Source organism: Gaetbulibacter sp. M240, from assembly GCF_043876815.1.
In the GTDB taxonomy this organism is placed as follows: Bacteria; Bacteroidota; Bacteroidia; order Flavobacteriales; family Flavobacteriaceae; genus Gaetbulibacter_A.
The window spans coordinates 433,484-457,272 of the sequence record NZ_JBAWKA010000001.1 but is presented as its reverse complement, the minus strand read 5'-3'; the positions used below and the strand labels follow the sequence as shown (position 1 = coordinate 457,272).

Genomic DNA, 23,789 nt, shown 5'->3' with positions numbered 1-23,789 from the left:
AATTTACATGCCCAAAAGATAAGCAAAAATTAATGGCGCAACAATAGTGGCATCACTTTCTACAATAAATTTTGGAGTATCAATATCTAATTTTCCCCAGGTTATTTTCTCGTTGGGTACTGCTCCAGAATATGATCCGTAGCTCGTTGTAGAATCACTAATCTGACAAAAATAACTCCAGAAAGGGGTGTCTGTACGCTCCAGGTCTTGGTACAACATCGGCACTACACAAATTGGAAAATCACCGGCAATACCACCACCAATCTGAAAAAACCCAATCCCCTTCTCCGAATTATCGGTGTACCAATCAGCAAGAAAAGTCATGTATTCAATTCCTGATTTCATCGTGCTGGCCTTCAGCTCTCCTTTCACAACATAACTGGCAAAAATATTACCCATGGTACTGTCTTCCCAACCGGGACAAACAATGGGTAGGTTTTTTTCTGCTGCGGCGTACATCCAGGAATCCTTAATATCAATCTCATAATATTCCTCCAGAACACCGGAAAGTAACATTTTATACATGTATTCATGCGGTAAATAACGCTCACCCTTGGCTTCAGCATCTTTCCAAATAGCATATATGTGCTTTTGCAAACGACGAAACGCTTCTTCTTCTGGGATACAGGTGTCAGTAACCCTATTAAGTCCTTTTTCCAAAAGGTCCCACTCTTCTTTTGGTGTTAAATCCCGATACTGTGGTACACGTTTATAATGTGAGTGCGCTACTAAATTCATGATATCTTCTTCCAGATTCGCTCCGGTGCAAGAAATAATATGCACCTTATCCTGACGAATCATTTCAGCAAAACTCTTTCCTAATTCAGCGGTACTCATAGCACCTGCCAACGACACTAGCATTTTAGCGCCTTTATTTAATTGATCTTCATAACCCTTAGCAGCGTCTACAAGAGCAGCTGCATTAAAGTGTAAATAATGTTTTTCTATAAATTGAGAGATTGGTCCTTTTGTACTCATTATCGTTTTTAATTTTTAAAACTTTATATTAATCAGTGTTTTGGCTGTGTATCATACCCTAAAATATGAAGCAAGTCTTCACTTTTTTGTTGCTCACTAAACACTTTTGTTGTTAATGTTCCATCAGCGGCCTTATCGATCAAAATATGTTTTGGCGACGGAATTAAACAGTGTTGTAAACCCCCAAAACCACCTATGGTTTCCTGGTAGGCACCGGTATTAAAAAACCCGATATACAGCGGCTTATCCTTATGATATTTTGGTAAATAAATCGCATTCATATGTTGTTCACTGTTATAGTAATCGTCACTATCGCAGGTTAAACCTCCTAAAAGTACACGCTCATAACTTTCCTGCCAGCGATTTATTGGCAGTAAAATAAAACGTTTGTTTATAGCCCATGTATCCGGAAGTGTGGTAATAAAAGACGAATTGATCATATTCCACTTTTCGCGGTCATTCTGTTGTTTTTGGTACAACACTTCATAAATGGCACCACCACTCTCACCAACGGTAAAACTACCAAATTCTGTAAATATGTTCGGAACATCTACACCTTCCTCCTCACAAGTCAGTTGGATCTGGTTTATGATTTCATCAATCATATATTCATAATCAAATTCAAAAGCCAGAGAATTTTTAATTGGAAAACCGCCACCAATATTTAGGCTGTCCAACGTAGGGCAAATCCTTTTCAAACTGGTATAAACACGCAAACATTTCAATAGTTCGTTCCAATAATAGGCGTTATCGCGAATACCGGTATTAATAAAAAAGTGTAGCATTTTAAGCGATACCCTTTTGTTACCCGCAATCTGATTTTTATAAAACGGTAAAATATTTTTATAGCCAATTCCAAGTCGGGAGGTGTAAAATTCAAACTTAGGCTCTTCTTCTGAAGCGATCCGGATACCCACATTGAATTTTCCTTTTATCTCCTGTGACAACAGGTCGATCTCCTCATAATTATCAATTATCGGAATAGCATTTTTATGCCCGCCATTAATTAATCTTGCAATGTTGGTAATATATTGTGCACGTTTAAATCCATTACTAATAACATAGGTATCATTAGTGATTTTTCCTGAAGCCTTCAACTGTTCAACAATATCAATATCAAAAGCCGAAGAGGTCTCAATATGGATGTCATTTTTCAAAGCCTCATCCAGAACATGCTTAAAATGCGAACTTTTGGTACAATAACAATAATGGTATTGTCCCTTGTAACCATACTTTTTTATGGCATCATTAAACCATTTATTAGCCCGGTTAATGTTGTTCGATATTTGTGGTAAATAAGTGAATTTCAGCGGAGCGCCATACTGTTTCGTGAGTTCCATTAAATCAATATCATGAAACTGCAATTGGCCTTTTTCGACCTTAAATTCTTCCTGAGGAAAATCAAAAGTCTGATTTATTAAATCAAAGTATTTCGTGTTCAAATTGTAATAAAAAAAAATTAAAAATTAGGTTCTGTCCTTAAAAGTAAACAATGAGGTAAACAAAACCAATCAAATACGAATTTGATTTTTAGTTATAGGCACGAAACCATAGCTGTTAAGAACAGTATGAATTGAAATAGCGGAAGTTAGCTTTAAAATTCGGTTACTTAATCTGTAAGCTGCTTTTGAATATGACTTCCTAATGTTCAAAAGCCCGAACATAGAAACAGGTTTCAATTTGTTCAGCTAAAAGTGCGGCAAATGTAATTTATTTTTCAATACAGCAAAGCGTTTTAAAAAAAATTTCAATGTGGCTTAGTGTACAGGAAGAAATAACAGCTAAATTAATCCAACAAAGGCATTTTTAAAGGTCTTTTTTTTTAGGGCGTTACTCCCGCAAAAAAGCGGGAGTCGGGCTTTTCGCAGTCGCGCTCTTTGAGGCGCTCCAACAATGCTTCAATCCCTAACGCAAAAGAACTTCATAGCTAAAAACCATCCAAAGGAATACCTAAAAATATAGTGTAATTAAACCGCTAACTATTTACTCACCCACGTATTTTCGATGAATTATTTATCTACTTTTGGTATGGAAAATAATGCCATAAATCAGTTAAAAAATAAATATTTCTTGTGAAAACAAAAGAACCCTACAGTAAAAAATTTCTATTTGTGTCGCGTTGGGGCGAATCATTGGATATTATCAATACGATAAAATCTGAAGGTCATGCGGTTAAAATGTTTATTGAAGATAAAGCCTCCAAAGAAATCGGTTTTGGTTTTGTAAATAAAGTTGCTCATTGGGAGAAGCATATTGATTGGGCCGATATTATTGTTTTTGATTATACCGGTTATGGTAAAATTGCTAGCGAACTAAGAAGTAAAGGAAAACTTGTTATTGGCGGAACCGAATACACAGATAAACTTGAATTAGACAGAAATTTTGGGCAGTCTGAACTCCAAAAACATAAAATTAAGGTTATCCCATCCGAAGAGTTCACCTCATTTAATGATGCCATACATTACATTAAAGCTCATCCAAACACCTATGTAATTAAACCTTGTGGCGAAACCCAAGAGCTTAAACAATTACTTTTTGTTGGAAACGATGATGAAGGATTAGATGTTATTCGTGTCCTTAAAGCTTACGAAAAATCCTGGGGTAATAATTTTGGAAACTTTCAATTACAACGAAAAGTAAAAGGCGTTGAGGTATCCATTGCCGCATTCTTTAATGGAAATGAATTTATTTACCCCATCAATATTACCTTCGAGCACAAAAAACTATTCCCAAAAGAATTGGGTGTTTCTACGGGCGAAATGGGAACTAGTATGTTTTGGACAAAAGATTCTCCGATTTTTGAAGCCACCTTATTGAAATTTCAAAATACACTTTCTAAACATAACTATATTGGGCATATCGATATTAATTGTATTGTAAACGGAAATGGCATTTATCCTTTAGAATTTACCTCCAGATTTGGTTATCCTCAAATTTTTATCCAAAGCGATGGCATCATGGAACCCTTGGGAGAATTGTTTTTTAAATTAGCTTCTAAAAAACAATTTAAGATGAATGTTAAAAAAGGATTTCAAATTGGTGCATTTATAGTAGTACCTCCATTTCCTTACGATGATAAAAAAACATTCGACTTGTTTTCAAAAGATGCCGTTGTGGTAATTAAAAAGAACGGAAAAGAGGGTGTACATCCTATGCATTTAAAAAAGGTAAATGATGAATGGTTAATTACCGGCAACACAGGTATTGCCGTTTTAGTTACAGGTTCAGGAAACACCATGAAAGATGCTCAGAGAATGATGTATAATAGAATTAATAACATCATAATTAATAACGCTTATTACCGCACAGACATTGGCGACCGATGGACTGAAGATTCCGATAAGCTTTGGTCATGGGGTTTATTATAAATAAGTTTAACACCATTTAAAAATGACTTTTGAAGCTTGCACAGATTATCTGGGATTTTTTAAAATACTCCCAAAAGATTGGCAGGAAAGCATAGTGCCAGTTTGGAAAAACTTTAAAGCGAGTACAAGCGGCTATTTACTGATTGATAATAATCAAATAATTGCCGGAGGTTTGGTGTTTTCAAAATGTCCCCCAGATATGTTATATGCCGAAAATGAGTCTAAGGCATGGTTTAACAAAGGCTTTTTGTATTTAGGTTTTATTTATGTTATTGAAGAAAAAAGACATCAAAACTTAGGCTCTGTTTGGTTAGATAATCTAAAAAAAAGGATTCCAAATCAAAAGTTTTGGTTAACGATCGAAGATTTAAAACTGGATGCTTTTTATGTGAAAAACGGATTTAAATATGTAAAATCATTTTACAATGACGGGATTGAGGAAGCGGTTTATACTTTTGAGGGATAGTAATTTTGATGATCTTTAGTTCGTGCAATAATTAACATCTGGTAATTCAATTGAGATAACCAAACCTTAACGCCAACCTGTTGGCAGGCAAACCTAATCCGTGCCTAGTCATTTGGTTCCGAGGCCACCATCTTCATCATATTCAAAATTCAGAGCATAAGTAAAATAATCATAATCCTTAGTTTTCGGAAGCTTATATTTATAGCTCGTTTCCAAACGCACTTCAAGTTCTATATAACCCTTTAATCCATCCATACCATTTTCAAATGGATTTTTATTAAGTATCAGAGTCGAATGCTCTATAATTTGCTTTGCTGTAACGTGTTCGGCAACCAAATCAGACCACAAACGGAAGCTTTGATGATTTAAATTTAAACTGCGATCTAACTGCAATTGGGTCTCATCACCGGTGGAGCCATTTGAATTTTCTAATTTAAAAACGATACTCTCCTCATTCACTTTAATAACCGAAAATTTTCGCGTATCTCGAGCATCTATTGGGTTATTACTAAATACCTGCTTGGTATTCTTAAAGTGCTTTGAATTTTCATCGATTGAAATGGTCTGACTGTAACTTGTATTCATAAAATGAAATAACAGGATCAGCCAAAAAAAGGAACTGAACTTAAACATGATGGTGATTAGTTGGTTAATAGCTCACCTAAGATACTAAAATTCAGCATAATAATCACAAAGGCGTTAATTTTTTTAATAGCTCATTTTTAGAAATAGATAAAGGAATAAACCCAAATACCTGTTATTAGTACCTTAGCGTACAAAGATAAAAATGGCTCGATTATTTCGAGAACCACATTTACGTGTTCATCTCATGGCAAGATTCGAATGGTAAAGATTACTTCTCTAAACTCTTAAAATAAGCATGTTTTTGGTAAAGACTACAGCATCTGCAATTGATCCAGCTCCTGCTTACTTAAGTGTTTCCAATGGCCACGTGGAAGATCTTTTTTGGTGAGATGCCCAATGGCCACGCAGTCAATACTAATAATGTTATAATTGAAGTGCTCAAAAATACTTCGGATAATACTATTTCCCGTATTCTTAATTTTCAAACCAATTTCTTTTTTAGTTGCCCCGTCGATATAACTTATTTCTTCAACAGTAATTAATTTGCCTTCCAATTTAAATCCACTCTGGATCTTCTTAAGATCTTCAAGTTTTAAATTCTTATCGAGTTCAATATGAAATAAGCGTGGTACACCATGCTTTGAATTGGTGAATTTATCGTGAATTTTATCATCATTGGTAAACAAAATCAACCCTTTAGAATTACGTCCTAAACGACCTATTGGTTTGATACTTGACTTGGTAGCATTGGCTACGAGGTCCATAACAGTCGAACCTTTACTATCACTTGTGGTGGTAGCAAAACCTTTGGGTTTATTCAGTAAGACATAGGCCTTTTTCTCCGGATTTATCCTCGTGCCATCAAACCGCACATCATCAGTAATTTTCACTTTGTAGCCCATTTCAGTGATAACCTTACCATTGACTGTCACCAAACCTGTGGCGATATGGGTATCAGCTTCCCGACGTGAACATATTCCGGCGTTAGCCACATATTTGTTTAAACGGATCTCGTCTGAGGCAGCCGATTTTTTAGGTGTAACTACTGCTTTTTTCACAGGGGCATTGCCACGCGCAAAACTTCCCGAACGCTTGTTTCCACTGCCACGTCCTGATGCTTTTCCCTTTCCTGTACTCCCTTGATGTCTGCTCATGCGTTTAAAATTTTAGTGCAAAGATATACTTAAAATAATCACTTCCTGTCTTGAAGGTCTTAATTTATTAAATACGATTTAAAACGACGCTTACTTTAATTAAAACAATACAAAAAACACCGGATACAATGATGAATTTTAGAATGTTATGCAAAATTAGGTAGTGTATTTTCTGCTTTGATAAACGTAAGACCCAGAGAAAAATAAGCAATAAAAACGCACTAAAATAAAAATATAAATCCATGTACCCGATATCAAAATAATTCAATAATAAATAGGTAGGGATCAAAGTCAAAAGCGACAATACTGTAAGCATAACTTTCGAAACCTTTTCCCCATAAACCACAGGAATAGTGTGGTAATTTTGAACCAGATCACCCTTGATGTTTTCAAGATCTTTGGTTAGCTCACGCATGGAAATAAGTAAAAATAAATACATGGCATGAATGAAAATAACCGTCTCGAAATTTTTGTAATAGAGGAAAATAGCAAAGAAGGGAGTAATGGTGAGTATGGCTGAAGTTAAATTGCCAATAAAGGGTAATTTTTTAAGCTTATGCGAATAAAACCAGATACCAAAAATATAAAAGGAAAAAAACAATACGGCATTAAACGAGACATAACTGGCCATAATGGCTGCGGCGAAGTTAAGAACAAAGTAAAAAGACAGTTTTGTATTCTGGCTTACGAATTGGTCCAGCTGCGTTTTTAAGGGTCGGTTGATCAAATCTTTTTCCGAGTCGTAAAAATTATTAATGATATAACCGCCGGCAATCGTTGCTGCAGTAGCTAAGACCAGCATCAGCAAGTTTTCATCAAAAAGAACGGACCGTACGGGTTTATCATGAGCCATGATATAAATTGACGCCAAGTATTGCGCAATGATCATGATCAAGATATTATATCCCCGAATAGCAGAGAACATACTAAAGAACTTGAGAATTATATGTTTCTGTTTTGTTGAAGTCATACCATAACCTAATTAGGTTCTGTCCAAACAGAATACCTCATTTAAAAAAAGAAGTTGATCTTAGAAGTTATATACAACCTCCAGCTTATAGTCTGAAAGCGCTTGTTTCGCCTTTTCAATATCTTCGGTAAACCCTAAAATATAGCCACCTCCACCGGAACCGCAAAGCTTAAGATAATACTCATTGGTTTCCAGGCCATTTTTCCAAAGCTCATGGAATTGCGCAGGGATCATAGGCTTAAAATGATTTAGAACGATCTTGGATAATTGCTTAGTGTTTTTGAAAAGTGATTTGATATTTCCGGTTAAAAAATCCTCAACACAGGCATCAGTATGCTTTATAAACTGATCTTTCAACATATTACGGAAACCTTCCTGTTTCATGTTCTCCATGAAAATACGAACCATCGGTGCGGTCTCGCCGGTAACACCACTATCAATTAAAAATACAGCGCCTTTGCCATTGCTTTGTTGCGCCGGAATACCAGTAGCTTCAATATTATCTTTGGAATTTATAAGAATTGGAATACTTAAATAACTGTTCAAAGGATCCAAACCGGATGATTTTCCATGAAAAAAAGACTCCATTTCAGCAAAAATGGTTTTTAAGCTTAAGAGTTTTTCTCGGGTTAAATTTTCCAGAACAGTAATCTTGTCTTTCGCATAGTTGTAGTAAATAGCGGCAACCAGAGCACCACTACTACCAACCCCATAACCTTGCGGAATAGAAGAATCAAAATACATACCCTCTTCCAGATCCCGGTTTAAGGCTTCAATATCGAACTGTACTAAATCAGGATCAATATTCTCTAAATAAGAAGCAAAACGTTTTAAGCCTTCATTAGATTTTTTAGCTTTTTCCGAAGACTCCTTTTCCACCTTTAAAGCACCATTATAAAAATTATAAGGTATCGATAATCCTTTAGAGTCTTTGATGATACCATATTCACCAAAGAGTAAGATTTTAGAGTAAAAAAGAGGGCCTTTCATTCAGCAATTTTTTTTTGATAGCGGGACAAAATTACAACAGTTTTGCACCAAAACCAATTTTGTCACTAATATAATGACCATTTTGGCAATATGCAACTAGTTCATTCTTAATAAATTCACCAACCTGTTCTGCATCGTTTTCAGGATACAAAACATGTACATTGGCACCAGCATCCAACGTAAAACACACATGGACCTTGGTCTTTTCACGAAAGGCCCAGATCGCATTTATAATTTTTAAGGTATTTGGTTTCATTAGAATAAAATAGGGCGAACTGGTCATCATCATCGCATGCAAGGTTAAAGCCTCCTGCTCCACCAAGGTTATAAAACCATTTAAGTCGCCTGATTTAAAAATACCTTTCAATCTTGAAATATGATCCTTTGCCTGCTGAAAACGCTGTGCCGCAAACGGATGTCCGTGCATCAAATTATGCCCCACCGTACTGCTCACCTGCTTTTCACCCTTATCCACTAATAGAATAGTATCGTGATAATTTTTAAAATTCTCATGAACCTCATACGGATATTTAATGCCATACAAATCCGAACTACCTTGTATCGCTTCATGTTTTCCCCAAACTACCAGGTCGCCTTCAATACTTCTACAAGCACTTCCAGAACCTAATCGTGCTAAAAATGACGCTTTTTTTATAAATAATTCTTCTGAAATATTGGGAGAAAGGGCTTTTTCAATACTCATTAAACATAGGGCCAAAGCACTCATTCCAGAGGCTGAGGATGCAATTCCTGAACTGTGAGGAAAGGTATTAGACGTTTCTATCCTAAAATGATAATCTTTTAAAAAGGGTAGATAGGCTTCTATGCGCTTAAAAAAAGTGAGGATTTTAGGTTTGAAATCGGGAACTTCTGAACCATCCAAAAACACCCTTACAGAAAATTCATCCTCCTCTATCTTTTTTAAAAAACGCAGTGTTGTGGTCGTTTTACAATCGTTCAACGTGAAACTTATCGACGGATTTTCAGGCATTTGCGGATCCCGCTTACCCCAGTACTTCACCAAAGCAATATTGCTGGGCGACGACCAGGTAAAGGCACCGCTATCAAGGTTTTTACTATAATTTTCAGGAATAAATTGTGCGTCCGTCATGGTATTCAAATCTGTGGGCAAAGATAATAACTTTCAGTATGTGCCCATGAAAAAATAAAAAATTAGGCCCCTATATTTTGAGCTGCTATAAAAGCACCAGTCCAGGCATTTTGAAAATTAAATCCGCCAGTTACGGCATCAATATTTAAAACCTCTCCAGCTAAGAACAGGTTTTTACAACACTTACTTTCAAAAGTTTTAAAATTGACATCCCTCAGGTCAACACCTCCGGCCGTAACAAATTCTTCTTTAAAGGTACTTTTCCCATCAATATGAAAAACCGCCTGAGTGAGCTGTTTTGTTAAATTATCTAATTGAATTCTGTTCAGATCAGCCCAACGTCCGGTTTCGTCAATTTCTGATGCTAGAACCAATTTTTCCCAAAGTCGTTTTGGAATATCAAAGCTGGTCCATTTACAAACTAATTTCTTAGCTAACTGTTGTTTCTGATCCTTTAAACCTTCAATTACTTTCTCATAACTCTGATTCAAAAAATTGATGGCCACTTCAAATTTATAATCCAATTTGGCCAGATCGAGGGCGCCAAAGGCGGAAAGCTTCAAAATAGCCGGAGCACTAAAACCCCAATGCGTTATGAGTAACGGACCTTCAGTTTCCAGATCAGTTCTTAAAACCTGAACATGAACCTGAGGAACAACGACTCCCGGAATGTCTTTAATGCGTTTATCAGCGCAATTAAAAGTGAATAGCGATGGTACTGGCGGCACAACAGTATGGCCTAATTGTTTTAGAACTTCCCAGATTTTTGGATTACTCCCCGTGGCAACAATTACAAAATGTGCTTTAAACACGCATTTCGAGGTTTCTATACTAAATTGATCATCATCTTTATGGATGGTTTTAACCGAATGATTCAAAAGGATGTCTACTCCGTTCTTTTCAGCCTCATCCAAAAAACAATCAATAATGGTCTGAGAAGAATCACTTTCGGGAAACATACGGCCATCGTCCTCTATTTTTAAAGCAACACCACGTTTTTCGAACCAGGCTATGGTATCACCGGTCATAAACTGGTGAAAAGGACCCAACAATTCTTTTTGTCCTCTTGGATAATTTTCAGTTAAGGGTTTTGGTATAAACTCAGCATGCGTTACATTACAACGACCGCCTCCGGAAATTTTCACCTTAGTTAGCACCGCGTTACCACGTTCTAAAATGCTTATTTTAAGATCAGGTCGTCGTTCAGCCAGGTTTATAGCAGCAAAGAATCCGGCCGCTCCACCACCTACAATAATCACATCCCTGCTTATCATATTTTATCGGGAAAATCGGTGATAATACCATCTACACCAAGTTTTTTCATACGTTTTATGTCATCAGGTTCATTTACCGTCCAGACATAAATTTTATAGCCTTTTTCGTGAATTTGACCCACATTATCCGAATTTAATAAAGTAAAATCAGGGTTTATAGCCTCTGCACTAATGGTTTCAGCGAAAGCTACAGCCCGATCTACATTGGTTTCCGTTAGGACCGCTAAGGGTATATTTTTGTTGTGGGTGAAGGCCTTGGTCAAAAGGTCTTCTTTAAAACTAGAAATTATAAAATCGGAATAAGCCCAGCCCTTTTTTTTGACATAGGTTTCGATTATATCACAAGCTTCAGCTGCCGTACCATTACCCTTTAGCTCCACATTAACAAAACACGTTCTGTCTACAAGATCTAAAACCTCAACCAACGTTGGGATCGGATAGTTTTGAAGCACTTTAAGTTTTTTTAAGGCCTTTAATGTATGATCTGAAACTTTCCCTTTTCCATTTGTAAGCTTCTCCAAGGAAAAATCATGGAAAACAACCAAATCGCCCGAGGCACAAACATGAACATCCAATTCAATACCATCGACACCCAGATCGATCGCTTTTTTAAACGATGGTAATGTATTCTCAGCAACATACCCTTTGGCGCCTCGATGTCCGATATTTAGTATTTTGTGTTTCATGTTAACTTTTTGGTCGCATAAGTCCTTCTTGAGCTACTGAAGCCACTAATTTTCCATCTCTAGTAAAAATATTTCCTCGGGCAAAACCCCTAGCTGCATGAGCATTTGGTGATTCAATTGAAAAAAGTAACCAATCAGTAAAATCGAAATCTCTGAAAAACCACATGGAATGGTCGAGGCTTGCCGATTGAATATTGCCCCAGTGCGCTTTACTGGCATGCGGATTCATAGCTGATACCAAAATATTATAATCTGATATATAGGTTAGGATCTGTTGCTTCGTAGCTAAATCTAAATTACCCACATCACCTTTGAGTTTAAACCAAACATCATTATACGGCGGTAAATCTTTTCGTTCTAAAGGATTGCCAATTACGGTTGGTTTAAAATCGATTGGGCGATCAATCTCAAAAAAGGCTTTCAGCCCACTAGGTAAATAGTCATTGTATTGATGCAAGATATCCGTCCAACTTAAAAGCTCCTCAGGCTGCTTTAATCCAGATTTCATAGATTGTTGATGACTGTAACCGGATTCCTTTTGATGAAATGAAGCCGCCATGATAAAAATAATACTATCTTTTTGACTAGCCGTAACCCGACGTACGGAAAAGCTACCGCCATCACGAAGAATATCGACTTTATAATCAATCGGAATTTTAAGATCGCCTGCTTCTAAAAAATAGGCATGTAAGGAGTGAAGAATGCGCGCTTTATCCACGGTTCTGTAGGCTGCATTGGCTGCTTGCGCTAAAACCTGCCCACCAAAAACCTGCGGACTTCCAATAGAACTGCTAATTCCTGTAAATGTGTGGTCACTTACATGATCTAAAATGAGAAGTTCCAATAAATCGTCGACTGAAGTCATCTATTTAGTTTTTATGTAAAAGTAGGAACTAAACCTAAGTAATAAAAACCTCAGAGATTAAAGTATTGCGTGTTGTTATATAGATTTTCGTCAAAAGCATATAAAAAGGCACCTCTTCTTGAGGCTGTCATGTCTTTTTCACCGAGCTTCACAATAGCCTCTATCTGGGCTATCTTTCTTCGAAAATTACGTTTATCAAGTGGTTCATCAAGAATGCCCTCGTATAAGGCTTGAAGTTGTGGAATTGTAAATTTTTCAGGGATTAAATTTAGTGCTATTGGCGTGTTCCTTACGCGACGGCGTAAGCGTATAATTGCGGCCTCAACCATATCTATATGATCAAAAGCCAATTCCGGCAGGTCATTAACAGGAAACCATTTGGCACCGTGATCCTTTATTTTGTCATCATCGTATTCGGATCGTAAGATCAATGCTGTATAGGTTATGGATATGGTCCGGCCTCTGGGATCACGATTGGCTTTACCAAAGGCCTTCACCTGCTCCATATACACATTTTCTAAACCAGATAAATTGTACAAAACACGATTGGCGGCTTCATCGAGATCTTCATCATTGCCAATGAATCCGCCAATTAATGACCATTTTCCTTTTTGAGGTTCTGCCTCTCTATGAATTAAAAGACATTCTAATCTATTATTATTGAATCCAAAAATAATACAATCCACAGCGATCTTAATCTGCTGGGTTTGCTGATCAAATAGACTTTCAATTCTCATGTGTATAAGGACACGCTATAGATTAGTTCCCTTTCTTGTAATCTTCAAGAAACTTCGCCAAGCCTATATCCGTTAATGGATGTTTTAGTAATCCTGTAATAGACGATAACGGACCGGTCATTACATCACTACCCAATTTTGCACAGTCGATCACGTGCATCGTGTGACGAATAGACGCCGCTAAGATTTGGGTTTCAAAACCGTAATTGTCATAGATTTGTCTGATCTCGGCTATAAGATTTAAACCGTCGGTAGAAACGTCGTCCAAACGTCCTAAGAAAGGAGATACATAGGTAGCCCCCGCTTTGGCCGCTAATAAGGCTTGTCCTGCTGAGAATACCAAAGTCACATTCGTTCTGATGCCTTTATCTGAAAAATATTTACACGCTTTGATGCCATCAGCGATAACGGGTAATTTCACCACAATTTGTGGATGTAAAGCAGCAAGCGCTTCACCTTCCTTTACCATGCCTTCAAAATCTGTGGCAATGACTTCAGCACTTACATCACCATCTACAATATCACATATCTTTTTATAATGATTTGTAATATTTTCTGCCCCTGTAATACCTTCTTTTGCCATCAGGGAAGGATTGGTGGTCACACCATCTAAAATACCCAAAGCCTGGGCTTCTTTAATATCGTCTAGGTTTGCTGTATCAATAAAAAATTTCATACTATTATTGTTAAACTGTTTTTAAATAATTTAATACTTCTTGACTCACTTTTTCACCGGTAAATCCAAATTTATCATCAAGGACTTTCGCCGGAGCGGAATAACCGAAATGATCCACTCCAAATACAAAACCTTTTTCTCCAACCAGACCTTCTAAATTTACTGGTAAACCGGCTGTTAAACCGAATAATGGTTTGTTTTTTGGAATGACGTAGTTCTGATAGGCCTTATCCTGGGTTCTGAAAACACCTTCGGAAATTACCGAAGCAATATTCACTTTAAGGTTATGTTCAGATTCCAAAATGCCTGCTGCATCAATAAGGGTTGAAACTTCTGAGCCATTTGCAACAAGAACCACATCAGGATTATCAACCTCTTTCACCAAATACCCACCTTTTTCAGCGGCCAAGGCATCATTATATCGAGAATCACTCTGTGCCGGCACATCCTTGATACCCTGTCTTGAAAGAATCAAACCGGAAGGTGTGTTCTTATTTTCCAGAGCCATTTTCCAAGCTACACTAGTTTCAGCTGAATCAGCAGGTCGCAAAGCCATGAAACTAGCTTTACCACTATGGTTCTTTAATTTTTCTAATAATCGGATCTGCGCTTCTTGCTCAATTGGCTGATGTGTTGGTCCATCTTCCCCTACTCTAAAGGCATCATGCGTCCAAACAAACTTTACAGGCAATTCTTGGATACCGCTCAACCGAATGGCAGGTTTCATATAATCAGAGAATACGAAGAATGTGGCAACTACAGGAATGACACCACCATGTAAGGCCAAACCATTAGCAATAGCTGCCATGGTTAATTCGGCTACTCCAGCTTGTAAAAACGCTCCGGTGAAATCACCTTTTTGAAGAGCATGTGTTTTCTTTAAGAAACCGTCCGTTTTATCGCTATTCGAAAGATCGGCGGAAGACACGATCATGTTTTCAACATGCTCGGCTAAATAACCAAGAATATTCGCTGATGCAGCTCGGGTAGCCAAACCTTCTTTATGTACGATTTCAGAAAAATCTAATTCCGGTAATTCTCCTGAAAAGAAGAAATCTAGTTTTTTAGCCAAAGCTCCGTTATCTTTTTTCCAAGCCGATATTTTAGCTTTTTTCTGGGCAGCCTGCTCCGTTTTATTAGCAATTATTTCTTTATAGAACGAACTTACCTCCTCAAATATATCAAATGGATTTTCCGGATCAGCACCTAAATTTAAAAGTGTTTTTTCATAATCTGCTCCGGTATTCCCAATAGGCTGACCGTGAAGTTCTGTATACCCTTCAAACATAGCACCTTCAGCAGTTACACAACCTTTCCCCATTATGGTTTTTCCTATAATTAAGGTTGGTCTTTCAGTTTCATTGTTTGCCTCAGTTAAGGCTTTACGAATCTCATCGTGATCATGTCCGTCAATAGTAATAACCTTCCAACCCCAGGCCTTATATTTCATAGCAGTATCCTCAGTGGTTACTTCATCCGTAGGAGTTGATAATTGAATATCATTTGAATCGAAAAACATGATAAAATTACTTAAGCCTAAATGACCCGCAATACGGCCGGCACCCTGAGATATTTCTTCCTGAATACCGCCGTCTGAAATAAATCCATAAATTTTATGATTCATCCAATCTCCAAAACGGGCCTGTAAAAACTTGGCTGCTATAGCGGCACCAACTCCCATGGTGTGTCCTTGCCCAAGTGGTCCCGAGGTATTTTCCACACCACGTTTTACATCCACTTCAGGATGCCCAGGTGTTATCGATCCCCATTGTCTGAATTGCTCCAAATCAGATTTGGCATAATTCCCTAACAAGTAATATTGTGCATACATCAATGTAGACAAATGTCCGGCATCCATAAAAAATCGATCTCTGAACGGCCAGGTCATATCGGTAGGATCGTAATTAAAGAATTCTGAATAAAGGATGTGCATATAATCCGCACCACCCATGGGGCCTCCCGGATGTCCTGATTTTGCTTTTTCTACCATGGCTACGGCTAGTGCTCTAATATTATCTGCCGCTTGCTGATCGATTTTTTTGTTCATTGTAATATGTGCTTAAATTGTGTTGATTATGACTTTTGTTAACATAAAGTTGATAACATTCATGACGAAACTTTTTATAATCTCCGCATAAAAATATCTTTGCAAATATATAATAAAAAATCCATAAGTGTCATCATGACACCTATGGATTTTTTTAGTTTTTTTATTTCTTGAAGTTTTAATACTCAATTAATCCTGAAATTCAATCCGAAGAATTTCTGAACAAAACGCGATAACCACCATACAAAAAAAGAGGAAATTCAATAATAGCGTTAAATTCACTAACTTAGCACCTCAACATAAAATTATCAAGGTGAGGTATTGCAGAACACTCATTTATATTTTATTCTTTAGTATTTTTTTTTCCGCGGCTCAGGAATTACCTCCTATTGCCATTTATGAATCAAAAGTTTATAACGCTGAAAATCAAAATTGGAGTATTTCGCAGTCTAAAGACCACTACATTTACGTTGCAAACAACAGCGGATTGCTAGAATTTAATGGTTCCCGATGGAAATTATTCCCATCTCCCAGTGGTATTATGCGTTCTGTTCATGTCATTGACAATTTAATTTATACCGGAAGCTATCGGGAGTTTGGATTTTGGAAAGAAAACTCCTTTGGCATTCTGGAATACCATTCCATTTCCGACGAACTTGACATTGAATTTTTTGAAGACGAAGAATTCTGGAATATTATTGCAGTTGATGAATACATTCTGTTTCAATCATTCAAAAGTATTTTCATTTATAATAAAAAAAATAACACCTACAGCCGCATTACGTCGGAAGGGATTATATATAAAGTATTTAAATTAGAAGATGACATATATTTCCAGGAAGAAAAAACGGGATTATACATGATAGACAACGGAGAATCCAAATTGGTCTCTGACGATCTTGTAATTAAAGAAAATCTACTCGTTAATATTTATAAGGAGAAAGATACCATCTTAATCGAAACCGAGAATAATGGGTTTTACACCTTTAAGGAAGGTGCTCTTAATAAGTGGCAGGTCCCAGCCAATAAAGTATTAACAGAGGTTAGTGTTTATCGAAGTGCCAAATTACGTGATGGCTCATACATTCTAGGCACGCGATCTAACGGTATAATCCTTCTCTCACCTTCTGGAGAAATTATAAAACAGATCGATACAGAAACCGGTTTGAGCAACAATACCATTCATTATATTTTTGAAGACGATAAGGAAAACATTTGGTTGGCATTAGATAATGGTATCAATTGCATCAATATGACCTCTCCCTTTTCGTTATTCACTGAAAATGAAGGTAAGCTTGGTACTGTTTACGCATCTTTGATTTATGAAAATACCTTATATCTAGGTACCAATCAGGGCTTGTTTTACAAACCACTGGATTCTAAAAGCACCGTCTTCAATCTCATAAAGAATACTCAAGGACCCGTTTGGAACTTAAGACTTATTGACGATACCTTGTGGTGTTGTCATGACAGCGGTACCTTTATTATTAAAAACAACAAGGCTACATTAGCTTTGGAGGCCCGGGGGGCATGGGATATTAAACCCATTCCTGATCATCCGAAACTGTTTTTACAGGGAAATTATAGCGGCCTTTATATTATTGAAGCTGATAATCAAGGGTGGCACATCCGAAACAAAATTGAAAACTTTGATATTTCCAGTAGGTTTTTCGAGATTCAAGACAACACCATTTTTGTGAGCCATGAGAATAAAGGTGTATTCAGAATTAAAGTAAATCCTGAACTGACCAAAGCACAAGAAACTGAGATCGACACAACTGTAGGAAAAAGCCTAAAATCTTGTGTTGTAAAATACAATGGTTCTATATTTTATAGTACCGCCTCAGGTGTATACCGATTTAATAATCAAGATAATAAGTTCGAAAAAGACAGTATTTTATCTAAGCTTTATACTAAAGACTCTTATTTGTCTGGAAAAATGATTTTAGATAAAACGCAAGACATGCTATGGAATTTTTCAAAGGACAATCTGAATTATATTACTACAGGGAAATTTGCCAAAACACCGGAAATTAATCGTATCCCAATTTCAAGAACATTATCCAAAGGATTAACGGGATATGAAAATATTGCCTGGCTTAAAGACGATCAGTATCTCATTGGCACCTCAAGCGGTTATGTTGTTTTGGACATGAATAAATTGAAGAAAAAAGATTACAAAATAAACATAAATACCATCCAAACCCATTCCATTGCGGATAGTACTTCATTAGTGGAATTAGGCAGTAATAAAACATTTGAATACAAATACAATAATATTACGTTCGAATACAATGTACCGGAATTCGATAAATATTTGGATGTATATTACCAATACAAACTAGATGGCTTGTATTCCAGTTGGAGTGAATGGTCGGATACGCCAATAAATGCATTTCAAAATTTACCTTTTGGTGATTACACCTTTTCCGTTCGGGCCAAAGTTGGAAATACACTATCTCAAAATACGGCGTCATACACATTCGCCATTGACAGACCCTGGTATTTATCGCAAACCATGATCATTGCTTATGTACTTTTTGTAATTATATTCTCTATAATTATGCACAACATTTACAAGCATTATTACAAACAACAACGTGAACGTCTGTTGGAAAAAACCACAAGAGAACTAGAATTAAAGGAATTAGAAAACAAACAACAACTCATGCGTTTCAATAATGAAAAACTTCGGCAGGATATTGAAAACAAAAATAGAGAACTGGGGATTTCAACTATGAGTTTGATTAAGAAGAATGAATTCTTAAACAATATTAAAAAGGAACTGGAAGGCATAGATAATGTGACGCAACTTAAGAAGATAAATAAAATAATTGATCGAAATTTAAGCGATAATGATGATTGGAAGTTATTTGAGGAGGCCTTCAATAACGCCGATAAGGACTTTTTGAAAAAGATAAAATCATCTCACCCGGAATTAACCTCAAATGATTTAAGACTATGTGCTTATTTACGTTTGAATTTATCCTCTAAAGAAATTGCACCCCTACTTAACATTTCACCACGTAGTGTCGAAGTGAAACGCTACAGATTACGTAAAAAGTTGAATTTGGAGCATAACGACAGTCTTTCCGATTATATTTTAGAAATATAATCCACAACATATAGGGAAATCACCTATACAACACCACAACATTGAGGGTTTTTCTGCCTATACAATACATTCCTAAATTCACAATAAACCACCAAGAATATTAAGGTTTTCACAAATTTGAGCGTTTTTTTTTGCCTTGTATGTTTTTTGTAAAGGTGTTAAATACTTGTTAACAAAAAGTGCTTAATACATTTACAAAAAACTAAAACTTAACTCAAATGAGACAAACCTTTTTAAAAATTCTAGCTCTTCTGTGTGTCACCGTAGCCAGTGCACAAACAGTTCAGGTTAGTGGAAATGTACAAGACGCTTCTGGTATTCCGATTCCAGGTGTTAACGTTGTTGTTGTAAACACGAGTAAAGGAGCGGTAACCGACTTCGATGGTACTTTTACCATTGCAAATGTTGAAGTTGGCGCAACCCTTTCTTTCAGTTACGTTGGCTACGTAACAAAAACTTTACAAGTTACTGATGGTAGTGCGCTTGCTGTAACCATGCAAGAAGACCTTTCTCAATTAAACGAGGTTGTTGTTATTGGTTATGGTACACAAACCAAAAAGGAAACTACCGGTGCTGTTAGTGTTATAGGGGCGCAGGATATTGAGGCGCTTAAACCACAACGTATTGAACAAGCGATACAAGGTCAGGTTGCCGGTGTAAATATTACGACACAATCCGGTTCTCCAGGTGGTGGTGCTAATATTAGTATCCGTGGTATTTCTACCAATGGCGATAGTAGACCATTAATTTTGGTGGATGGGACGAGAATTGAAGACCTTAGTGTTATAAATCCATCGGACATTGAAAGTATCAACATACTTAAAGATGCCACCGCCGGTATTTATGGTGTTCAAGCGGCAAACGGTGTTATTTTGATCAAAACAAAATCAGGTCGTAAAGAAATGCCTCTTAGCGTTGAGTACGATGCATATGGTGGTTTTCAGCAAACGACACGAAAAATTCCAGTGTTAAACGCTACAGAATATGCCTTAATAGTGAATGAAGCTTTAGCGGCAGCTGGTAATGTGCCACCATACACTAATATAGGTACCTTGGGTGTTGGAACAGATTGGCAAGATCAGGTTTTTGAAGATGCGCCAATTCAAAATCATAACATTCGATTGAGTGGTGGTGGAGAAAAAAGCACATATTCATACAGTGGTGGTTTCTTGACTCAAGATGGTATTGTTGGCGGTTCGTCATCAAACTATACACGTTTAACGAATAGCGCAAATTATAATGTTGATTTCCTAGATAACTTTAAATTAGCTACAGGAGTGAGATTAACACGTTCTAATAAAAGAAACCTTCCCGAAAACTCAAACGCATCTGTACTATTCAACGCACTAAACATGAACCCTGTTTTGGGTGTAAGAGACGCCAATGGCGAGTATACTATTGCAGATGGATTGGGAGCTGAGGTTATCAACCCTATCGCACAGATCGATGACAATTATAATAGAACTAAAATTTTTAGATTAAGTGGTAACGCGAGTCTTTCTTATGAATTTTTAGATCACTTTACCGCGCAATCAAACATACAGTTCAACTACGCTGAAGTTAAAGGTAAAATATTCGATCCTACCGCCTTCTTTGGAAGTGGAAAGGTATTTAACGTACTCGATGAAGCTACTGTTACCCTTACTAACACATATTACAGAGATTACATTTTTGATGCGTTTGTTAAGTATGAGAACAAATTTAATGACACTCATAACTTAAAAGTACTTTTAGCAACATCCGTTTCAAAAGAAACTGGTGAGTTTAAAGGTGGAACTGGTTTTGGTTTACCAACTAATGATCCGGCGCAAGCTACTTTAGAAAATGCTAATACTGTTCAATTATTAAACCGGACAACAGGAAGATACCGAACCTTTGATACCAGACTGTTATCATATTTTGCTAGATTACAGTATGATTATAAAGGTAAATATTTACTTTCTGGAGTTATTCGTCGTGATGGATCTTCAAACTTCGGCCCAGAAAACAAATTCGGTTACTTCCCTTCCGGCTCTGTAGGATGGGTTGCTTCTGATGAGAATTTTTTGAAGGATAGCAAGTCAATTAACTTTTTGAAATTAAGAGCTTCTTATGGTATTATTGGTAACTCAAGAATTGGAGCCTTCAGATACCTATCACTATTAGATGGTGAAGGTACTTACATCTTCAATAACCAAGAAATTATCGGTACCGCCAGTGGCGCCATTGGTAACCCTGAAATCAAATGGGAGAAACAAAAGACCTTAGATATTGGTTTTGATATGAAGTTAGCTAACAATAAAATTAGTATCACAGCCGATTACTTTAAAAAGCGTACAGAAGATTTACTCGTGATCCCTCAAATTTCAGGTCTTTTAGGTGTCGGTGGTGCTCCTTATGTGAATGGTGGTATTGTTGAGAACGAGGGTGCTGAATTAGTATTAGGATACACCAATACCTTTGCCAACGATCTTAAGTTCAGTATTAATTACAATGTAACCTATTTAAGAAACGAAGTGAAGTATGTGAATACAGACACTGGAGTTCTTGAAGGTGGCGCCTTTGGTATTGGACAGCCTGCACCATCTCGAATGGAAGCCGGTCATCCGCTTGGATATTTCTACGGATTTCAAACCGATGGGATCTATCAAAATCAAGAAGAAATTGACAACTCTGCAGTAGGTAACGTTGCACCACAACCGGGTGACATCAGATATATAGATCAAAATAATGATGGCGTTATTAACGAGGATGATAAAGTGGATATAGGAAACCCAATTCCGGATGCTACGATGGGTCTGAATATTAGTTTAGATTATAAGAATTTTGATTTTTCTGCGTATGCGTTTGCTTCAATAGGAAATGATATTGTAAGAAACTATGAAAACACGAACCCACTAACCAACAGCACGGTTTACAGATTAAGACGATGGACAGGACCTGGAACGACTAACGAGTATCCAAGAGTTACCGGTGGAACATCTCCTAACAATTTATTTTCTGATTTCTTTGTAGAAGATGGTTCTTTTATTCGTTTGCAAAATGTGCAGTTAGGATATTCTCTATCTAGTAAAGTTTTAGAAGATTCTAAGATTAATAAACTGCGTTTTTATGTTTCTGCAAATAACTTATTTACACTAACAGAATATAGTGGTTACGATCCAACAGCATCTACAGGTGCTCCAATTGGAGGCGGTATAGACCAAGGTTTCTACCCAAGTGCTAAAACATTCCTATTAGGTGTTAACTTAAAATTTTAATTAAGTCATTATGAAAAATATAAATATTAAAATCCTTGCGTTATTTGCTTTAATAGCAATGAATTCATGTTCTGATGATTTTATTGATGTAAAATCACCAGATCCGAACACAGAGGATTTCTTCAACTCTGAAGAAGATTACCAAGATGCTTTGGTTGCCGCTTATGATATGCTGCAATCTACTGCAAAAATTTATCAACTGGGCGAGATTGCCTCAGACAATACCCTATGTGGTGGACAAGATGCATTAGACACACCTGGATTTCAGGAAATAGACGACATGATCCACACACCTGTAAATGCGCAGCTTAGAGATATCTGGACATGGATGTATACTGGTGTTAATCGTGCGAATTACATTATGGAATTTAAGGATAAACTCGATTTTCCTAATAAAACCAGTGTACTTGCACAAACAAGATTCCTTCGCGCCTATTACTACTTCCAATTAACAAAGTGGTTTGGAGATGTGCCTATGGCCATTGACACACGAATCCAGTTTGGTGATCAATTCGAAATAGATCGTACGCCTCAAGCTCAGGTTTATGCTCAAATTGAAGAAGACCTGGAATTCGCTGCAGCTAATTTACCGGTAACCGTAAATCAAACCGGCAGAATTACCAAAGGTGCAGCACAAGCCCTTTTAGGAAAAGTGTATTTATTCGATAAAAAATATCCTGAATCAGCTGCCGTGTTAAAAAGCTTGATAGATAGTGGCACATACCGCTTATTAACACCAACTGAAGCACCGTTGATGTGGGAAAACGAGCAAGAAAACAATGATGAATCTGTTTTCGAGATTCAGTATTCTGATGTTGACGGAGGTTCTTATGCCTGTTTCTATTGTTTAGAAGGTAACTACGCTATAGGTTTTAATGGCCCAAGAGAATATGAAGGTCCTGTTTTCGATTTTGGATACAGTTTTAATGTTCCTACCCAAGAATCATTTGATGCTTATGAGGATGGTGATATCCGCAGAGATTATTCTATTTTGGATATTGTTCAGTGGCTAGCTGATAACCCTGAGGCCTCTTACAATGAGAATGCCGGTTATGAGCAAACAGGTTATTTCAACAGAAAATATATCGCACGTCAGGGTGACTTGAACCGTCCTGATCCAGCACTTACCAACCCTAACAATACCCGAGCTATCAGATATGCTGATGTTCTTTTAATGTATGCGGAGGCTTCTGCCAATGCTAATGGAGGTCCAACAACTGATTCTTATGAAGCATTAAACAAAGTTCACCGAAGAGCTTTTGGATTACCAATTGATACGGCTGATGCATCAGATTATTCAGGGCTTTCCTTAAACGCCTTTAACGATGTTATTTTAGTTGAACGTCGTTTAGAGCTTATGGGTGAAGGACATCGTTTCTTTGATTTGGTAAGAACAAATAAGGCATCAGATTATATTCCAGGTTTCCAATCTGGTAAACACGATCTATTTCCTATACCTATTCAAGAAATCCAGTTATCAGGAGAAAGATGGGCTCAAAATCCAGGTTACTAATAAAAAAACATAAGA

Annotated in this window: 18 protein-coding genes; 5 read left to right on the top strand and 13 right to left on the bottom strand. The window is 36.8% G+C overall.

The features are described 5' to 3' along the window. Positions 1 to 3 precede the first annotated feature (3 nt). Together V8G61_RS02010 and V8G61_RS02005 are read right to left on the bottom strand one after the other, a co-directional pair. Entirely contained in the window at positions 4 to 978 is a 975-nt protein-coding gene (locus V8G61_RS02010) for a deoxyhypusine synthase family protein (RefSeq protein WP_394873756.1), read from the bottom strand. 32 nt (positions 979 to 1,010) lie between these two features. Continuing rightward, on the bottom strand, positions 1,011 to 2,420 hold the full coding sequence (locus tag V8G61_RS02005; protein WP_394873755.1) for an arginine decarboxylase: 1,410 nt from the start codon (positions 2,418 to 2,420) through the stop codon (positions 1,011 to 1,013). A gap of 630 nt (positions 2,421 to 3,050) precedes the next feature. On the opposite strand from V8G61_RS02005, the gene V8G61_RS02000 reads away from it, so the two are divergent. Both V8G61_RS02000 and V8G61_RS01995 read left to right on the top strand, forming a co-directional pair. Then, complete coding sequence (locus V8G61_RS02000; protein WP_394873754.1) at positions 3,051 to 4,346, top strand: phosphoribosylamine--glycine ligase; 1,296 nt, start codon at positions 3,051 to 3,053, stop codon at positions 4,344 to 4,346. Positions 4,347 to 4,368: 22 nt separating this feature from the next. After that, on the top strand, positions 4,369 to 4,812 hold the full coding sequence (locus tag V8G61_RS01995) for a GNAT family N-acetyltransferase (RefSeq protein ID WP_394873753.1): 444 nt from the start codon (positions 4,369 to 4,371) through the stop codon (positions 4,810 to 4,812). Positions 4,813 to 4,920: 108 nt separating this feature from the next. Here V8G61_RS01995 and V8G61_RS01990 read toward each other — a convergent pair whose 3' ends face one another. The 11 genes from V8G61_RS01990 to V8G61_RS01940 all read right to left on the bottom strand — a co-directional run bounded on the left by V8G61_RS01990 (position 4,921) and on the right by V8G61_RS01940 (position 15,907). Beyond that, a complete protein-coding gene (locus tag V8G61_RS01990) occupies positions 4,921 to 5,445 on the bottom strand; it encodes a hypothetical protein (RefSeq protein WP_394873752.1) in 525 nt (174 codons plus the stop codon). Between the two features lie 263 nt (positions 5,446 to 5,708). Continuing rightward, positions 5,709 to 6,551, bottom strand: a complete 843-nt coding sequence (locus V8G61_RS01985) for a pseudouridine synthase (RefSeq protein WP_394873751.1) — start codon at positions 6,549 to 6,551, stop codon at positions 5,709 to 5,711. A gap of 67 nt (positions 6,552 to 6,618) precedes the next feature. Continuing rightward, positions 6,619 to 7,521: a geranylgeranylglycerol-phosphate geranylgeranyltransferase gene (locus V8G61_RS01980; protein ID WP_394873750.1), complete on the bottom strand. Its 903-nt coding sequence runs from the start codon at positions 7,519 to 7,521 to the stop codon at positions 6,619 to 6,621. A gap of 60 nt (positions 7,522 to 7,581) precedes the next feature. Beyond that, complete coding sequence (locus tag V8G61_RS01975) at positions 7,582 to 8,511, bottom strand: mevalonate kinase (protein WP_394873749.1); 930 nt, start codon at positions 8,509 to 8,511, stop codon at positions 7,582 to 7,584. Positions 8,512 to 8,542: 31 nt separating this feature from the next. Continuing rightward, positions 8,543 to 9,622 (bottom strand): diphosphomevalonate/mevalonate 3,5-bisphosphate decarboxylase family protein, encoded by a 1,080-nt coding sequence (locus V8G61_RS01970; RefSeq protein ID WP_394873748.1) that lies wholly within the window; start codon positions 9,620 to 9,622, stop codon positions 8,543 to 8,545. A gap of 62 nt (positions 9,623 to 9,684) precedes the next feature. Next, positions 9,685 to 10,896: an NAD(P)/FAD-dependent oxidoreductase gene (locus V8G61_RS01965; protein WP_394873747.1), complete on the bottom strand. Its 1,212-nt coding sequence runs from the start codon at positions 10,894 to 10,896 to the stop codon at positions 9,685 to 9,687. Beyond that, the gene (locus tag V8G61_RS01960) at positions 10,893 to 11,582 is read right to left on the bottom strand and encodes a glycerophosphodiester phosphodiesterase (protein ID WP_394873746.1); all 690 of its coding nucleotides are present in this window, start codon (positions 11,580 to 11,582) and stop codon (positions 10,893 to 10,895) included. The genes V8G61_RS01965 and V8G61_RS01960 overlap by 4 nt, the downstream gene beginning before the upstream one ends. Before the next feature lies 1 nt (position 11,583). Then, complete coding sequence (locus tag V8G61_RS01955; protein ID WP_394873745.1) at positions 11,584 to 12,447, bottom strand: acyl-CoA thioesterase; 864 nt, start codon at positions 12,445 to 12,447, stop codon at positions 11,584 to 11,586. Positions 12,448 to 12,497: 50 nt separating this feature from the next. Next, the gene (locus V8G61_RS01950; protein WP_394873744.1) at positions 12,498 to 13,184 is read right to left on the bottom strand and encodes an NUDIX domain-containing protein; all 687 of its coding nucleotides are present in this window, start codon (positions 13,182 to 13,184) and stop codon (positions 12,498 to 12,500) included. A gap of 22 nt (positions 13,185 to 13,206) precedes the next feature. Further along, positions 13,207 to 13,860: a fructose-6-phosphate aldolase gene (gene fsa, locus V8G61_RS01945; RefSeq protein ID WP_394873743.1), complete on the bottom strand. Its 654-nt coding sequence runs from the start codon at positions 13,858 to 13,860 to the stop codon at positions 13,207 to 13,209. A 10-nt stretch (positions 13,861 to 13,870) separates the two neighbouring features. Further along, positions 13,871 to 15,907, bottom strand: coding sequence for a transketolase family protein (locus V8G61_RS01940; protein WP_394873742.1), 2,037 nt, complete (start codon positions 15,905 to 15,907; stop codon positions 13,871 to 13,873). Between the two features lie 313 nt (positions 15,908 to 16,220). On the opposite strand from V8G61_RS01940, the gene V8G61_RS01935 reads away from it, so the two are divergent. From V8G61_RS01935 to V8G61_RS01925, 3 genes are all read left to right on the top strand, one after another. Continuing rightward, positions 16,221 to 19,022, top strand: a complete 2,802-nt coding sequence (locus V8G61_RS01935) for a LuxR family transcriptional regulator (RefSeq protein ID WP_394873741.1) — start codon at positions 16,221 to 16,223, stop codon at positions 19,020 to 19,022. 218 nt (positions 19,023 to 19,240) lie between these two features. Further along, positions 19,241 to 22,261 (top strand): SusC/RagA family TonB-linked outer membrane protein, encoded by a 3,021-nt coding sequence (locus V8G61_RS01930; protein WP_394873740.1) that lies wholly within the window; start codon positions 19,241 to 19,243, stop codon positions 22,259 to 22,261. A gap of 10 nt (positions 22,262 to 22,271) precedes the next feature. Further along, positions 22,272 to 23,774: a RagB/SusD family nutrient uptake outer membrane protein gene (locus V8G61_RS01925; RefSeq protein ID WP_394873739.1), complete on the top strand. Its 1,503-nt coding sequence runs from the start codon at positions 22,272 to 22,274 to the stop codon at positions 23,772 to 23,774. Positions 23,775 to 23,789: the final 15 nt, after the last annotated feature.

What these genes read in the sequence shown, in the direction of transcription:
- V8G61_RS01940 (WP_394873742.1), bottom strand. Translation starts at nt 15,907, where the DNA reads ATGAACAAAAAAATCGATCAGCAAGCGGCAGATAATATTAGAGCACTA.
- V8G61_RS01925 (WP_394873739.1), top strand. Translation starts at nt 22,272, where the DNA reads ATGAAAAATATAAATATTAAAATCCTTGCGTTATTTGCTTTAATAGCA.
- V8G61_RS01960 (WP_394873746.1), bottom strand. Translation starts at nt 11,582, where the DNA reads ATGAAACACAAAATACTAAATATCGGACATCGAGGCGCCAAAGGGTAT.
- V8G61_RS01990 (WP_394873752.1), bottom strand. Translation starts at nt 5,445, where the DNA reads ATGTTTAAGTTCAGTTCCTTTTTTTGGCTGATCCTGTTATTTCATTTT.
- V8G61_RS01975 (WP_394873749.1), bottom strand. Translation starts at nt 8,511, where the DNA reads ATGAAAGGCCCTCTTTTTTACTCTAAAATCTTACTCTTTGGTGAATAT.
- V8G61_RS01985 (WP_394873751.1), bottom strand. Translation starts at nt 6,551, where the DNA reads ATGAGCAGACATCAAGGGAGTACAGGAAAGGGAAAAGCATCAGGACGT.
- V8G61_RS01980 (WP_394873750.1), bottom strand. Translation starts at nt 7,521, where the DNA reads ATGACTTCAACAAAACAGAAACATATAATTCTCAAGTTCTTTAGTATG.
- V8G61_RS01995 (WP_394873753.1), top strand. Translation starts at nt 4,369, where the DNA reads ATGACTTTTGAAGCTTGCACAGATTATCTGGGATTTTTTAAAATACTC.
- V8G61_RS01965 (WP_394873747.1), bottom strand. Translation starts at nt 10,896, where the DNA reads ATGATAAGCAGGGATGTGATTATTGTAGGTGGTGGAGCGGCCGGATTC.
- V8G61_RS02010 (WP_394873756.1), bottom strand. Translation starts at nt 978, where the DNA reads ATGAGTACAAAAGGACCAATCTCTCAATTTATAGAAAAACATTATTTA.
- V8G61_RS01955 (WP_394873745.1), bottom strand. Translation starts at nt 12,447, where the DNA reads ATGACTTCAGTCGACGATTTATTGGAACTTCTCATTTTAGATCATGTA.
- fsa (WP_394873743.1), bottom strand. Translation starts at nt 13,860, where the DNA reads ATGAAATTTTTTATTGATACAGCAAACCTAGACGATATTAAAGAAGCC.
- V8G61_RS01970 (WP_394873748.1), bottom strand. Translation starts at nt 9,622, where the DNA reads ATGACGGACGCACAATTTATTCCTGAAAATTATAGTAAAAACCTTGAT.
- V8G61_RS01950 (WP_394873744.1), bottom strand. Translation starts at nt 13,184, where the DNA reads ATGAGAATTGAAAGTCTATTTGATCAGCAAACCCAGCAGATTAAGATC.
- V8G61_RS01930 (WP_394873740.1), top strand. Translation starts at nt 19,241, where the DNA reads ATGAGACAAACCTTTTTAAAAATTCTAGCTCTTCTGTGTGTCACCGTA.